This window comes from Taklimakanibacter deserti, assembly GCA_003574785.1.
In genome coordinates this window covers 16,466-31,515 of sequence record QORU01000028.1, presented here as the reverse complement: position 1 = coordinate 31,515, position 15,050 = coordinate 16,466, and the positions used below count along the sequence as shown (strand labels likewise).

General features: G+C 62.9%; 9 protein-coding genes. 3 read left to right on the top strand and 6 right to left on the bottom strand.

The window, feature by feature from the left end; all coding sequences use genetic code 11:
• Positions 1-324: 324 nt before the first annotated feature.
• Genes DS839_RS34905 through DS839_RS34895 form a run of 3 tightly spaced genes read left to right on the top strand, consistent with a single transcriptional unit; the run spans position 325 to position 7,568 of the window.
• The gene (locus DS839_RS34905; protein ID WP_119275179.1) at positions 325-4,434 is read left to right on the top strand and encodes a CLIPPER-2 domain-containing protein; all 4,110 of its coding nucleotides are present in this window, start codon (positions 325-327) and stop codon (positions 4,432-4,434) included.
• A 3-nt stretch (positions 4,435-4,437) separates the two neighbouring features.
• A complete protein-coding gene (locus DS839_RS34900) occupies positions 4,438-6,243 on the top strand; it encodes a type I secretion system permease/ATPase (protein WP_119275178.1) in 1,806 nt (601 codons plus the stop codon).
• A complete protein-coding gene (locus tag DS839_RS34895) occupies positions 6,240-7,568 on the top strand; it encodes an HlyD family type I secretion periplasmic adaptor subunit (protein WP_119275177.1) in 1,329 nt (442 codons plus the stop codon). Before DS839_RS34900 ends, DS839_RS34895 begins: the two co-directional genes overlap by 4 nt.
• A gap of 430 nt (positions 7,569-7,998) precedes the next feature.
• On the opposite strand, the gene DS839_RS34890 is transcribed toward DS839_RS34895, so the two are convergent.
• From DS839_RS34890 to DS839_RS34865, 6 genes are all read right to left on the bottom strand, one after another.
• A complete protein-coding gene (locus DS839_RS34890; RefSeq protein ID WP_119275176.1) occupies positions 7,999-8,370 on the bottom strand; it encodes an endonuclease domain-containing protein in 372 nt (123 codons plus the stop codon).
• A gap of 123 nt (positions 8,371-8,493) precedes the next feature.
• Complete coding sequence (locus DS839_RS34885; protein ID WP_119275175.1) at positions 8,494-10,047, bottom strand: alkaline phosphatase family protein; 1,554 nt, start codon at positions 10,045-10,047, stop codon at positions 8,494-8,496.
• A 229-nt stretch (positions 10,048-10,276) separates the two neighbouring features.
• Positions 10,277-11,299 carry an ABC transporter ATP-binding protein gene (locus tag DS839_RS34880; protein ID WP_162919007.1) on the bottom strand — a complete coding sequence of 341 codons (1,023 nt, stop codon included), beginning with the start codon at positions 11,297-11,299 and terminating at the stop codon, positions 10,277-10,279.
• Positions 11,296-12,087 (bottom strand): ABC transporter permease, encoded by a 792-nt coding sequence (locus tag DS839_RS34875; RefSeq protein WP_119275174.1) that lies wholly within the window; start codon positions 12,085-12,087, stop codon positions 11,296-11,298. Before DS839_RS34875 ends, DS839_RS34880 begins: the two co-directional genes overlap by 4 nt.
• Positions 12,088-12,341: 254 nt before the next feature.
• Complete coding sequence (locus tag DS839_RS34870) at positions 12,342-13,184, bottom strand: ABC transporter permease (RefSeq protein ID WP_119275173.1); 843 nt, start codon at positions 13,182-13,184, stop codon at positions 12,342-12,344.
• Between the two features lie 370 nt (positions 13,185-13,554).
• Positions 13,555-14,625, bottom strand: a complete 1,071-nt coding sequence (locus tag DS839_RS34865; protein ID WP_119275172.1) for an ABC transporter substrate-binding protein — start codon at positions 14,623-14,625, stop codon at positions 13,555-13,557.
• Between the last annotated feature and the right edge of the window lie 425 nt (positions 14,626-15,050).

Sequence of the window (15,050 nt, the reverse complement as noted above, 5' to 3'; positions counted from 1 at the left end):
CTTTACAATTCTAACAACTTTGTTATCGTGTTTCCTCATCAAGTAAGGCTTTGCGTGTAGGTACCGCGCGTAAACGCGGGGGAGGTGAAGTGGACTTGAGTCCATCCCCCTGATCGAAACTCAGCAACAGTCACGCCTGTCGCTACGGATGCTGAGTATATAAATCCCGAAAAAGTGACCTTCTGAAGCCCAACAATTCCGTCCCTCTTTGCGCATGCCGGATCGATCGGCGGCGAAGGGACGAATTTTGCTTTTCATCTGACATGACTGACGCAGCGGGGGCGAAAAACTGTGAACGCAGATTTCGCATGGGAGGACATTACGATGGCTACAGGAAAGATCAGCAAGGTCTACCAGCACTGGGCCGATGAGGTTGGCGCGTGGAACAACAACATCCTGTCGGCGAACAAATCCGAATATTCCGAGGGCGAGGTGATCCCTCATGTCTTCGTCTTCAAGGCCTCCAATCAGGCCCCACTCGTAAATGGACAAGAATATACATTCACGATCACCTACAATTTCTACCAGGCGAACACCAATGCGGGCGGTTTTGCCTTCATTACCGACTTTAACACAAGCCGGACTCCGGGCTCGCTACCGGGTGCGTCCCCTGGTCAAGACCCCGTGATAGACAGCACGTTCGCCAACGGCGGCGGCATCCAGGGCAGTTTTTACACGGTCGACGCCGATATCACGGAGGTCAGTGATGTGACCTTCACGGGAACCGGCACCAAAGATGGGCAAGTTACGGTTACCTTCATCTACACCGGCCCCACCACGACGAACGGGATTGCCGAGATCTATTACGGCCTGCAGATTGCCGCTCCCGGAGATGTGCCGGATCAGGGATCAGGACCGACGAATGGCGCTTCGGCCTGGACCGGCGGTTCCTTGCAAACGACTGTCGACATCGGCGGTTCCGGCGCGACGTCGATTCAGCTCTCGCCGGCAGCGATCGTGGTGCCGGATGACCCGGCGATCGAGATCGTCAAGACCGGGACGTTCAACGATGCGAACGGCGACGGCAATGCCGATGTCGGCGAGACGATCACCTATGCCTTCGCGGTCAGCAACATCGGCAACGTGACGCTGAACGGCGTGACGGTAACCGATCCCAAGGTGACGGTGGTTGGCGGACCAACCACGCTGGATGTGGGCGAGACCGACACGACGACCTTCACCGGCAGCTACGTGGTTACCCAGGCCGACATCGATGCCGGCCAGGTTGACAATCTGGCGCTGGCGACCGGCACGTCGCCGGCGGGCGACAACGTCACCGACGACGACGACGAGACGGTGCCGCTGGCGCAGGTCCCAGGGATCGCTCTGGTCAAGACAGGGGCGTTCAACGACGAGAACGGAGACGGCAATGCCGATGCCGGCGAGACGATCACCTACGCTTTCGCGGTCAGCAACACCGGCAACGTGACGCTGAACGGCGTGACGGTAACCGATCCGTTGGTGACGGTGGTCGGTGGACCGACCACGCTGGATGTGAACGAGACCGACACGACGACCTTCACCGGCAGCTACGTAGTCACCCAGGCCGACATTGATGCCGGCCAGGTTGACAATCTGGCGCTGGCCACCGGGTCCCCGCCGGCGGGCGACAATGTTACAGACGACGACGACGAGACGGTGCCGCTGGCGCAGGTCCCGGGGATCGATCTGATCAAGACAGGGACGTTCAACGACGAGAACGGTGACGGCAATGCCGATCTCGGTGAGACGATCACCTATGCCTTCGCGGTCTCCAACACCGGCAACGTGACGCTGACCAATGTGACGGTGACCGACCCCAAGGTGACGGTGGTTGGCGGACCGACCACGCTGGATGTGGGCGAGACCGACACGACGACCTTCACCGGCAGCTACGTGGTTACCCAGGCCGACATTGATGCCGGTCAGGTTGACAATCTGGCGCTGGCCACCGGCTCCCCGCCGGCGGGCGGCGACGTCACTGACGACGACGACGAGACGGTGGACCTGGGGCAGGACCCGGGGATCGCCCTGGTCAAGACAGGGACGTTCAACGACGAGAACGGTGACGGCGATGCCGATGTCGGCGAGACGATCACTTACGCCTTCGCGGTCAGCAACACCGGCAATGTGACGCTGACCAATGTGACGGTGACCGATCCCAAGGTGACGGTGGTTGGCGGACCGACCACGCTGGATGTGGGCGAGACCGACACGACGACCTTCACCGGCACCTATGTGCTCACCCAGGAAGACATCGACGCCGAACAGGTCGACAACCTGGCGACGGCGGATTCCGACGAGAGCGATCCGGCGAGCGACGACGAGACGGTGCCGCTGGACGACGATGCTCCTGTGGTTGGCGAGCTTGGCGTTTTCGTCGACGAGGACTTCCTCGCCGCCGGCAATCAAGACCTGCCGAGCCCATCGCCGGGCGACGACGGTGGCTCGGACAGTGTGACCGACGACTTCCCGATCGACTTCGAATCGGATTTCGACGGGGCGACGATCAGCTTCGCCGCACTGGACGGTCAAGCGGTCACGGACACCTCGAGCAATGCGGTTATGACGTCCGATGGCAATCTTCCCCTGACCTACGTCTGGGACGGGGCGACCAATACGCTCTATGGCTCGACGGATCCGACTGATGCCGCGGCCACCGCGGCATTTACGCTGCAAGTCACCAATCCCGGCATCGGCAATGAAAGTGGCTCTTTTGTCTTCACGCTGCAGCAAGCGCTGGAGCATGGGCAAGGAGTCACACCCAACACCGAGAATCCGAACATCGACCTCGCCTTGGGCTATGTGGCGACGGATGTCGACGGCGATGAGGCGCTCGGTACGCTCGGGATCACGATCGACGACGACATCCCGATCCGGGCCGCTGACGCGACACCAATCGCGGCGACGGTCTTGGAGGACGGCATGTCGATAGTCGGAGGTGATCCGGGAGGCCTGAACGGCGCCGACCAGTCGGAAGGCAACAAGGAGTCAGGCGAGACCAACGACGACGACCAGAAGTCGAGCCTCGTCGCAGGGTCGCTGGCAGCGCTGGTGGCCGTGGGAGCGGATGCACCGGCTGCCTTCGGCCTTGACAGCGACACGTCAGCGCTGCCGGAGCTCTTTTCGAAGGGCGACGCTGTCACCTATGCGACGAGTGACGAGAACTTGGATGGGACCCTCGACACGCTTGTGGCCACGGCCGACGGACGTACCGTCTTCACCCTGGTGGTAAACCCGGATGGGACATGGGAGTTCGATCTCGACGACCAGCTCGACCATGTGGATGACGGGGCCGACGATGAAAACGTCGATCTGGTCACCACGGGCACGTCGGTTCCTGCCATCGACTTCTCCTCGATCATCCAGGTGACGGACGCCGACGGCGACACAGTGAATGTGCTGGTGGCGGACGACTTCACCATTGCGGTGGAGGACGACATCCCCGAGCTCACCGGCGCCGAAGACCTGAGCGTAGAGAATGTCGTGGGATCGGCGGGAACGGCAAGCGGTCAGGCCACGTTCTCGGTCGGTGCGGATGAGGCGGTGAGCTTCATCATCACCGAGGCGACGGGCGAGGAAGGGGTCGACTACACCATCAGTCTCGACGGCAAGACCGTAACTGGTCACATGGATCTCGACGGTGACGGGACTATAGAACCTGGTGAAGACCTCTATACGTTCACCATCGACGACACAGGTGCTTATACTTTTGAGCTCCTGGCCGAGCTGCCGCCACCCGACCCAGTGGTCTTCAGCGCGGCGGGGATTGCCTCCGGCGATTACCCCGACCTGACTCTCTCGAATAGCGGGTTGCAGCTGGTTATCGATGCCGAGACCGCTGCCGGGGCCGATACCACTCTTCAGGTGAGCCAGGCCTCGGGCGGTGGAATTGGTGTTGTCCAGAACACCATCGAGAACGAGGAATCGGTGACGTTTTCGTTCGAGGACTCGGGCGGAAACGAGGTCGCCGCGTCTCAGTTCACGGTGACCATCAAGGACGACGCGGGCAATCCAGATTACGTCTGGTCCGCTATCCTGGAAGACGGGACGGTGGTGGCCCTACTCGACGATGGCGGCGCGAACAATCCCGGCGGCGCCGACGTGACCTATACCGCAGTCGGAAGCGGCGATCTCATCGCCACTGTGGAGCTTGCGAGCGGCGAGCGGTTCACCGATATCCAGCTGCAAGTGGTGGGCAACCAGAACGACAAGGCCAAGCTTGGATTGGAGGGCTTCTCGTTCACGCCCGATACGCCGGACGTCAACCTGGCCTTCGACATCGAGGCCACGGACGCCGATGGCGACACCGCGACCTTGCAACTGGCCGACTCCGATACCGACGGGGACCTTGATTCGCTTCAAGTGCACATCGAGGCTGACGGCGATCCGACGACACTACTGGCGGACGCCGCCATGCAGACTTACCTGCAGTCGCTGTCGAGTTCGGTGTAGGAAGTGAATGCGTCTTCCGTTCGAGGCGGCCCTCGCCCGCCGGGCGAGGCCGCGCTCGCTTTGCAGCAGATCCGACCCTGGCTTTACGGGGTCGGTCTCTTCTCGGTGATCATCAATCTGCTGATGCTCACCGGCGCGCTCTATATGCTGCAGCTGTATGATCGCGTATTGACCAGCCGCAGCCTGGCGACGCTCGTGGCGATCTCTCTGATCGCGCTCGCCGCCTTCGGCGCGCAAGGGGTTCTCGATGCCATCCGCGCGCGGATGCTGGTGCGCATCGGCGCGCGGTTTGACGAGATGCTGGCGCCGCGCGCCTTCGACGCCGTCACCATGCTGTCGTTGAAGGGCGCGACATCCGGCCAGTCGATCCAGCCGGTGCGCGATGTCGAGAATATCCGCGGCTTCCTCTCCGGTCTCGGACCGACGGCCTTGTTCGATATGCCGTTCATGCCGTTGTTCCTCGCCGCCTGCTTCCTGCTCCATCCGGGGCTCGGCTGGCTGGCGCTTGCCGGCGGCGTGGTCATCATCGTGCTGACCCTTTCAGTCGACCTCCTCTCCCGCATCGCCGCGAAGGAGACGCAGTCGCATGCGCTGGAGCGCCATGTCGTTGTCGACATGGCGCGGCGCAATGCCGAAGCCATCGCCGCCATGGGCTTCCGGCATGCGGTGCAGAGCCGCTGGAGCGACATCAACGCCCGCTATGTCGCGGGCTCGCTCAGGGTCGCCGCCACGGCGGGCTCCTTCGGATCGGCGGCCAAGATCTTCCGGCTGATGCTGCAATCGGCGATCCTCGGGCTTGGCACCTATTATGCCATTCACCAGGAGATCTCGGCCGGGGCCATCATTGCCGCCGCGATCATGTCATCGCGCGCCTTGGCGCCGATCGAGATCGCCATCGCCCACTGGCGGTCATTCGTGGCCTCCCGCCAGAGCTATGTGCGCTTGCGCGAAAACCTGGAAAGCCTGGCCTCCGTCGCGCCACCCCTGGCCCTGGCGAAACCACGTCGAAGCTTGGCGGTCGAGGGAATCTACGTGGCTGCACCCGGCGGGAAGCGGCCGATCCTGCAAAATATCAGCTTCAGGCTCGCGGCCGGTTCGGCGCTCGGCATCATCGGGCCGAGCGGGGCCGGCAAATCGACGCTGGCGAGGACGCTGGTGGGCGTGTGGCCCGCGGCCTCTGGCACTGTCCGTCTCGATGGCGCGGCACTCGACCAGTGGGAGGAGACCCAACGCGGCCGCTTCATCGGCTACCTGCCTCAGGATGTCGAGCTCTTCGACGGCTCGGTCGCCGAGAACATTGCCCGCTTCGACCCCAACGCATCGCCCGATGCGATCGTCGCGGCGGCGCAGACGGCGGGTGCCCACGATCTGATCGTCAGGTTCCCCCAAGGCTACGATACCCTGATCGGCGAGGGCGGAGCGAAACTGTCGGGCGGACAGCGCCAGCGGATTGCTCTGGCACGCGCGCTCTACGGCGACCCGTTCCTGGTGGTCCTGGACGAGCCCAATTCCAACCTCGATGCCGAAGGCGAGCGCGCTCTGGCGAGCGCGATCCAAGCTGTGCGCCGGCGATGGGGCATCGTCGTGATGATCACGCATAGCGGCCACGCTATCGAAATCGCCAATGTCGTCGGCCTCATGCGCGACGGAGGCTTCGTGGAGTTCGGGTCGAAGGATGAGGTGGCGAATAAGCTTGCGCGCCTGGCCCCGGCGGCACGCATCGCGCCGGCACGCGCCGCCTCGGCACCTCGGGCAAAACCGGAGGATACCGTCGTGGAATTCAATAGACCGGAGCGACAAGTGTCATGACCATCCAGAAAAAGCCGGCAACCGAACCGGCATCTCACCACCTGCGTTCGCTCCGGCGCCAGAGCGTCTTGGGGATCGGCACAGCGACCGTGCTCCTTGTCGCGCTCTGCGCCTGGGCCACGACCGCGCAGCTTTCCGGCGCGGTCGTGGCGGGTGGCCAGTTCGTCGTTCAGTCAAACGTCAAGAAGGTGCAGCACCCGGCCGGCGGCATTGTCGGCGAGCTCCTGGCCAAGGAAGGCGACCTCGTCCAGGCCGGTGACCTCCTGATCCGGCTCGACGAAACGGTGCTGCGCGCCAACCTCCAGGTCGTTCTGAAGCAGGCTGACGAGTTGCGTATCCGCGCCGCGCGCCTCACCTGCGAGCGTGCCGGCTGTGACGAACCGCAGTTCCCGCCCGATCTCATGGCCCGTTCGGATGATCCGGAAGTGACTCAGCTCATCGTCAGCGAGCGGGCGCTTTTCGAAGCACGCCGCGATGCCCGCACCAGCGTCAAGAAGCGGCTCGAGCAGCGCATCCTGCAGCTCGGCAAGGAGATCGAAGGCCTCGAGGTGCAGAAGAAGGCGCGCACAAAGCAGAGCGCCATTGCTGATGAGGAGCTCGAGGGCCTGAAGAAGCTGAAGGCGCAAAAGCTCATCCAGACCCAGCGCTTCAACAGCCTGGAGCGGGAATATGTCGATCTCGAGGGCCAGAGGGGCCAGCTCGAGGCCTCCATCGCGCAGTCGCAGGGCAAGGTCGTCGAAACCGAGCTGCAGATCGTCAATATCGACGAGGACTTCCGCGCCGAAACCTCGAAGGAGTTGACCGAGGTCCAGCCGAAGATCGCCGAGCTGGCCGAGCAGCGCATCGCCGCCGAAGATCAGTTGAAGCGAACCGAGATCCGGGCGCCGCAGACCGGTTATGTGCATCAGCTGGTGGTCCACACCGTCGGCGGCGTCATCATCGCCGGCGAACCGGTGATGCTGATCGTTCCGATGAACGATCCGCTGCGGCTCGAGGTCAAGGTCGCGCCTCAGGACATCGACCAGCTCTTTGTCGGGCAGGAAGCGATTGTCCGGATCCAGGCCTTCAATCAGCGCACCACGCCTGAGCTCGCTGGGCAAGTGGCCCAGGTCTCGGCCGACGTGACCACCGATCCGGAGTTGCAAATCTCCTATTATGTGGTCCGCCTGTCGCTGTCGGAGAGCGAGATCAGCCGGCTCGGTGGTCTCCGTCTGGTGGCCGGCATGCAGGCGGAGGCTTTCATCAAGACGACGGAGCGGTCGTTCTTTGAATACCTTCTGAAGCCGCTCTCTGAACAGATGTCGCGCGCGTTCAAGGATCGCTGAAGCTCATCATCGTCCACAGCCATGAAAAGCACACTTTACGATACAGCACTCATCTCCATCAGACGGCAGATGGAGCGCTCGATCAGCTTGGCAGAACCATGCGTCACCGCTGATTACTCTTGCGAAGCAGTACCTCGCGCGGCTGGTCTGGACGGATCCGGCCTCGTCGCGGGCAGTCTTCGCCGCCGCCCTTCTCTTGATGTTGGGCGGCGTCTTCCTTTTTCTGATGCCCGGCATGCCGGCGGAAGTGATGATCTTCACCGGCAAGCAGACGGTGCTCGACTACATCATCCGCCCGCTATCGGAATCGGTGCGCCGGAGTTTCAGGGATGAGTAGGCGCAGGTTGCAACAGTTGCTGCTAGAGCAGTTTATCCCCCTCTCCCGTTGCGCAGCAATGGGAGAGGGTGCCCGAAGGGCGGGTGAGGGCTCTTATCGGGCCTCGGGAAGTTTATGCTCCAGTGCAAGAAGGATCATGTCCATGACGTCGTCGAAACGGCGGTAAACATCGTCGTTCATCACGCGCAGAATCCGATAGCCCTGCGATCTGAGATATGCCGTACGCCGTTCGTCGTAGTCGATCTCGTGATCTTCCGAATGAGTGGCGCCATCGACCTCGATGATCAGGCGGGCTTCACGGCAGAGAAAATCGACAGTGAAAGGCCCAATCGGATATTGCCGGGTGAACTTGTGACTCTGCAGACGGCGGCCGCGCAGGCCTGACCACAGACGCTCTTCCGCCGGAGTCTGGCTGTGGCGGAGGCGGCGGGCCTGCTCAAGGCGCTTCTGCTGAGTGATGGCCATAGGAGTCACTTTATCGCGTGTGGGAAAGCTGCGCCAGTAAGAGCCCTCACCCGGCCTTCGGCCACCCTCTCCCATCCTTCGGACGGGAGAGGGGGATAGATTGAGAGAGCGGGGATGAAATCATCACCTCCGCTCGAACAGCCCGCCTTCGCCGACATGCATGTTGGTGAGGAGGCGCTCCTGGTTGACGAGGCGCCAGGAGAGGAGGCGCTTGGCGTAGCGCAATTCGGTGTCGCGATGCTCAAGTCTGCCGGCGAGATTGATGAACTCATGCGGATCGTTGGCGATGTCGAAGAGGAGCGGCGGCAGAGCGGCGAAATGCACATATTTGTATTTGTCGTCGCGGATGACGGCATAAGAGCATTCGTCCGATGCGATGCCGAGCGCCGTTTCGACGCGCTGGCTCCGGACATTGCGGAAGTCGTGCTCGAAGAACACCGCATCGCGCCAAGCCGCGGGGGCCTCGCCTGAAAGGAAGGACAGCAGCGAGCGCCCGTCGCAGCTGCGCGGGATCGGGGCGCCCAGCCAGTCGAGGATCGTCGGCATGACGTCGATCGCCTCGCTGAACTGCGCAACCTTCGTGCCGCGCGCCGCCTTGGCTTGGGGCCGCGGATCGCGGATCACCATGGGCACATGGAAGGAGCCGTCGAAATAGATCTCCTTGCCCCATATATAATGATCGCCCAGCATCTCGGCATGGTCGCTGGTGACGATGATGAGCGTACGCTCATACTGCCCGGTCTCTTTCAGGCGGGCGATGATGCGGCCGAGATGATGGTCCATCTCCTGGATGAGGCCCAGATAGGTCGCCTTCATCTGGCGGATCTCGAGATCCGGGGCTTTGACGAGATCGAGCGGATTGTGCTCGTCATAGCTCCCCGGCCGCGCCACATTCGCGATCTCATGCGCGAGCAGCGGATGCTGCGATCCTTCCGCATCCGGGCTCGCCTGGCGCTTCGGAAAATCGACTTCGGCCGGATGGACGCTTTCGTTGTAGGGCTCGGGCGCGATGATCGGCGGATGCGGGCGCAAGAACACGAAATGCGCGAACCATGATCTGTCGCGCTTGAGCGTCAACCATTTCAGGAATTCTTGCGTGAGAAAGGCGGTCTCGCTGTGCTCAGCCTTGTATTGCGTGGGAATGAAGCGGAAGCCGCGGTCTTTCGGCTGCGGAAAACCTTGGCGCGGGCGGAATACGTCCGCGCGGCCCTTGGGCAGGTCGTAGCCGAGAGCGATCAATTCCGCCACCCAGCGGCCCATATCCTCCGGCAGATGCAAGGGCGTGATGAAGCCCGGCAGCACGCCTTCGTCATAGGCGGTGAGCGCCGGGTCTTTCGGCGCAAGGCCGCGCGGATCGGGCGTCGTGTCGGTATAGCCGAAAAGCGCGGGCTCGTAGCCAAGCTTGCGCGCCTCGAGCGCCAGGTTGGTGTGGCGCCTGTCGAGCGGCGTGCCGTTGCGGCCCGAGCGGTGGTTCATCAGATACATGCCGGTGAGGAGGCTGGTGCGCGACGGACCGCAAGGCGTGCACTGGCCGAAATGCCTGGTGAAGGTGACGGCATCCCGCATCAGCGCATCGAGATGCGGCGTCTTCGCCTGCCTGTGGCCAAGGCCTGAGATGCAGTCGCCGCGCCATTGATCGGCGCAGATGAGAAGGATGTTAGGTTGTTGAGGATTCATTGAACACTGTTCCAGTCTATGCATCCCCTCTCCAACCATTCCCCTTCTCCCGCGCGTAGCGTGGGAGAAGGTGGCCGAAGGCCGGATGAGGGCTCTTTCGCGCAATGTGTTCTGATCTCAGCGAGTATTCCTTGCTGAAGCAAAGAGCCCTCACCCGCCCTTCGGGCACCCTCTCCCATTGCTTCGCAACGGGAGAGGGGGGAAATTCGCAGAGGGAGCGAACCACGCCTCATTCCTTCATCTCGGCGATGGCGCTTTTGGCGATGTGGATCTCGGCTTTGTCGCCGATATGGAAGCGGGGCGCGTCGGGCTTGTTCACCATGTCGGCCTTGATCGTGACGTCTTGGGCGCTGGTATAGAGCCGCACCATGGCGCCCAGCACTTGCACGGCGGTGACGGTGACCTCGGCGGCAAGCCCGTTGGCCTTGCTGCCGGGGGGCAGCGGCAGCTTCAATATGTCGATCGCCTCGGGCCTGATCGCCCAGGCATGGTCGGGGCGGATGGCGAAGAGGCGCTCGACCGCGGATGGCTCGATGATGTTGAAGTCGCCGATGAAATTGGCGACCGCGAGGCTCTTCGGGCGGTTGTAGATGTCGGCCGGCGCGCCGATCTGGGCGAAGCGGCCCTGCTGCATGATGGCGACGGTATCGCCCAGCATCATCGCCTCTTCCTGGTCATGGGTGACGAAGATGGCGGTGAAGCCCACATCCTGCTGCAGGCGCTTCAGCTCATCGCGCAGGCGCTTCCTGATCTGGGCATCGAGCGCCGAGAGGGGCTCGTCGAGGAGCAGGAGCTTGGGCTCGAGCACGAGAGCGCGGGCGAGCGCCACGCGCTGCTTCTGGCCGCCCGAAAGGGCCGCGGGCCTCGCCTTGGCGCGGGGCTCGAGGCCCATGAGCGCGATGACGGCCGCGACCTTCTTCGCGATCTCAGGTCTCGGCAGCTTCTTCTGCTCGAGGCCGAAAGAGAGATTCTGCTCGACCGTCATATTGGGGAAGAGCGCATAATGCTGGAACACCATGCCGACGCCGCGATGCTTCGCCTCGAGATGGGTGACATCGCGCCCGTCGATATGGATATGGCCGCTGTCGGGGCGCGCGAGGCCCGCCACGGCGCGCAGCAGCGTGGTCTTGCCGCAGCCCGAAGGCCCGACCAGCACGCAGATGCGGCCCTGCTCGACATCGAGGTCGATATCCTCGAACACCGTCGTCGTGTCGAAGCGCTTGGTGAGCTTGCGGATCTCGACATAGCTCATGCTTCGGTTCTCCGCGATGTCGCCCAGACCACGATCGCGGTCGCGGCGAAGATGACGATGAAATAGGTCGAGATGAGCACGCTCAGTTGCCGGCCCGAGCCGCCATTGAGCACCGCCATATGGATCTGGAGGGTGGGGAAATGGCCGCCGACCAGGAGATTGGCATAGACGAAATCGCTGATTGCCAGCGTGAAGTTCATGACGAGGCCGATGATGAGGCCCTGCCGGATCGAGGGCAGCACCACGCGCCAGAGGATGAGGGCGTCGGACGCGCCCAGGAGCCGGCCCGCTTCGAAGAGCTCGGTGACGCGAAGTGCCCTGAGATTGTTCTTGATCGGCACGTAATAGAGAGGAGCGGCGAGCGGCATGTAGCCGAAGATGAGCACCAGGGGCGAGCCGGTGAGGACGATGCCGTGATTGCCGGAATAGAGGCGCAAGAGCCCGAGCGCCAGCACGATGGTCGGCACCGCATAGGGGAGGATGACGAGGCCGGCGATGACGCGGTCGAGGGTTGGGAAATAGCAATGGGCGACGAGGATGGCGGGCACGACGATGAGCGGCGTCACCACCAGCGAGCCGAAGCCGACGATGAGCGAATTGATGATCGCCTGGGTGAAGCGCGGGTCCTGGATGATCTTGGCGATATGCGCGAAAGTGTAGCCGTCGGGCAGGATGGTGCCGGCCCAGTCGACCGCCAGGCTGTTGAGGAAGACGGCGACGATCGGCAGAAGCTGCAGGATGGCGAGGAGGCCGATCCAGAACCAGTCCTGTCTGCTGCGCTCAAGCATGGGCGGCGCTCTTTACCCTCGCCCCGCGAAGCGGGGAGAGGGTAGGGGCCCGCCGCTGAGCGGCGGGAAGGGTGAGGGGCTCTTTGCAGGCAATGTGCTTCGCCACGCATGTGCTCGCGTCCTTCGACGACCTGCTGATTTCTGCGCCGTGGCCCCTCACCCTCCCATTGCTGCGCAATGGGCCCCTCCCTCTCCCCGCTTTGCGGGGCGAGGGTGAAGGGCGAATGGTGCGGACGTTCAGCATCTGACGCACCTCACGGCTCCGGCTGCTTCGGCTTGAGGAAGAGCTGCTCGACGATGATCGGGATGACGAGGCTCACCACCAGCAGCATGGCAAGCGCGTCGGCGAGGTTGGGATCGGAGAAGACATCGCCCGCGGTGAGCTCGCCGATGCGGATGGTGACGACATTGGCGCTGCCGCCGACCAAGGCCCAGGCGGTCGCATAGGTGCCCATGGCATTGGCGAAGAGGAGGAGGAAGGCGCCCAAGAGGCTCGGCATCAGGATCGGCAGGCCGATGCGCCGCCAGAAGGCGAAGCGGCTGGCGCCGACGATATGGGCCGCCTCCTCGAGATCGGAGGTCAAGGCGGCGAGCGCCGGCAGCACCAGGAGGATGGCGAAGAGGATCTGGAAATAGGAATAGGCGATGACGAGGCCCGTCGTCGAATAGACGTTGAAGTCCTCGAACAGGCCCATGCGCTGCATGAGGAGCGTGAAGGAGCCCGAGACGCCGAGCAGGATGACGAAGGAGAAGGCGAGCGGGAAGCCGGTGAAATTGGCGCCGATATTGGAGCAGATGACGACGAATTGCTGCACCTTGCCCGGCATGCGCTTGAGGATCACCGCGGCGGGGAGGCCGATGCCCAAGCCAATGAGCGCGGTCGCGATCGAGATGGCGAAGCTCACCTTGAAGGAGCCGAGATAGAAGCGGCTGGTGAGGATCTCGAAATAATTGCCGATCGAGGTCGCGTCTTCCTTCATGAGGCTGTTGGCGGCGACCGCGATCAAGGGCAGGAGCTCGAACATGAAGATGACGATGAGGAACGGCAAGGCCGCGAGCCAGGCGAGGAGCTTCGTTTTGGCGGAGATGTCGATCATGCGGCTCTTACCGCCCTAGCCAGGTTTCCCCTTCTCCCGCTTGCGGGAGAAGGTGGCCGACAGGCCGGATGAGGGTGTTGGTGCCGCTGATAGATCGCGGTGAATTTCATCGCATGTAATTCTCCACCGTGGTGCAAATCAGCCACAGCTCTCATTGTCACGAACACCCTCATCCGCCCTTCGGGCACCTTCTCCCGCAAGCGGGAGAAGGGGAACGATGGCGGAGTGCGAGGGGAAGAAAATTTCCCCCTCTCCCGCACCAAGATGCGAGGGAGAGGGGGACCGAGAGGCCGGAGGGCGCGTTGCGGCCTATCGGTATTCCGTCGCATCGGACCGGTTTTCGGATAATCCGATGCGCAGCAAAAAGACCTCACATTTTCGACAGCACTTGCTCCTGCCATTGCCGGCCGAGCTGCTTGGCGGCGTCCATCCACAAGTCGGAATTGACCGGGCGCGCTTTGGCATATTGCTCGGACGGCAGCACGTTCTCGGCGACCTCGGGCGGCAGCGTGATGTGATCGATCAGGATGGGCCTGGCAAAGCCCTTGGCGAAATTGATCTGGCCCTGTTCGGTGAAGATATATTCGCGCACCACGCGCGCGATATTGGGGCGCTTGCTGAAAGCGTTGATCGTCGTCGTATAGCCCGAGACGACCGAGCCTTCCGAGGGGATCCACACGTCGAACTTGTCCTTGCCGACGAGGTTGCGATAGTTGAGCGCATTGAAGTCCCACACGATGCCGACCTCGATCTCGCCCTTCTCCATATTGCCGGGATTGGCGCCGATGGTGAGGAGGCGCTTCTGCTCGGCGATCTTGGCGAAGAGGTCGATCGCCGGCTGCAGGTTCTCCTCGCCGCCGCCGAGCGCGATCGCCGCGGCCAGCACCAGCGCATTGGATTGCGCCGCCTTGCCGACGTCGCCCACCGCCACCTTGTAGTCGCCTTGCAACAGATCGCTCCAGGTCTTGGGCGGGTTCTGCACCTTCTTCGAGACGATGAAGGAGATCGTGCCGGTATAGCCCAGCATCCAGTGGCCGTCCTTGTCCTTGGCCCAGTCGGGGATCTTGTCCCAGGTCGCGGGCTTGTAGGGGGCGGAGAGGCCCTTCTTCAGGGCGATCGGCCCGAATTCGATGCCGACCTCGGCGATATCGGCCGAGGCATTGGCCTTCTCGGCCTCGAACTTGGCGAGCTCCTCGGCGCTCGACATGTCGGTGTCGGTGTGGGTGACGTTGTACTTCGCCATGATGTCCTTCCACTGGCCGCCCCAATTGGCCCAGTTGTCGGGAAGGCCGAGGCTCACCACCTGGCCTTCCTTGCGCGCCGCCTCTTCCATTTCGGCGAATGATTCGGCGAAGGCGGGTGATGGGGCGGAGGCGAGAGCGGGAATGATGGCGAAACTTAAGAGAAGTCCCTGAGTGAAGGTCCTGCGGGTGATCGGCATCTGAGTGACTCCGGTTGAAGCGGTAAGACCCTGTTGCCGGCACATGTCGTCCATGTGCCGGTTCGGTGACGGTGACTCGTGATGCCGCCGATCCGGTTGCGGTCGTGCTTCAAGAAGTGTGGAAAGCGATTGCCGGCGAGTCCGGATCTCTGCGGGCCAAAATTTCGCCCGCTGTGATCGAACTCGTCGCCGGCGGGCCTCACCCCCCGTTAGCGACTGCTCTCGAGATCGGCGACGGCAAGCCGCCGCTTTCTGTAGTCGGTATTCGCCCTCAGGCCGGTGAGTGAATGCCCAAATGGTCGCCGCGTCAAGCCCGAAATGACTATTCGGTCATAATTAAATTGACTGGATGGTCATAAGCCTGTCACCGAACGCTGCCTCGCGGCCGCGCCGCCAGCCCGCTGGCGGGTGCAGTCCATCGGGGA

Excerpts from the sequence above, each read along its gene's own strand:
- DS839_RS34905 (WP_119275179.1), top strand. The coding sequence starts at position 325 with ATGGCTACAGGAAAGATCAGCAAGGTCTACCAGCACTGGGCCGATGAG.
- DS839_RS34895 (WP_119275177.1), top strand. The coding sequence starts at position 6,240 with ATGACCATCCAGAAAAAGCCGGCAACCGAACCGGCATCTCACCACCTG.
- DS839_RS34890 (WP_119275176.1), bottom strand. The coding sequence starts at position 8,370 with ATGGCCATCACTCAGCAGAAGCGCCTTGAGCAGGCCCGCCGCCTCCGC.
- DS839_RS34885 (WP_119275175.1), bottom strand. The coding sequence starts at position 10,047 with ATGAATCCTCAACAACCTAACATCCTTCTCATCTGCGCCGATCAATGG.
- DS839_RS34880 (WP_162919007.1), bottom strand. The coding sequence starts at position 11,299 with ATGAGCTATGTCGAGATCCGCAAGCTCACCAAGCGCTTCGACACGACG.
- DS839_RS34875 (WP_119275174.1), bottom strand. The coding sequence starts at position 12,087 with ATGCTTGAGCGCAGCAGACAGGACTGGTTCTGGATCGGCCTCCTCGCC.
- DS839_RS34870 (WP_119275173.1), bottom strand. The coding sequence starts at position 13,184 with ATGATCGACATCTCCGCCAAAACGAAGCTCCTCGCCTGGCTCGCGGCC.
- DS839_RS34865 (WP_119275172.1), bottom strand. The coding sequence starts at position 14,625 with ATGCCGATCACCCGCAGGACCTTCACTCAGGGACTTCTCTTAAGTTTC.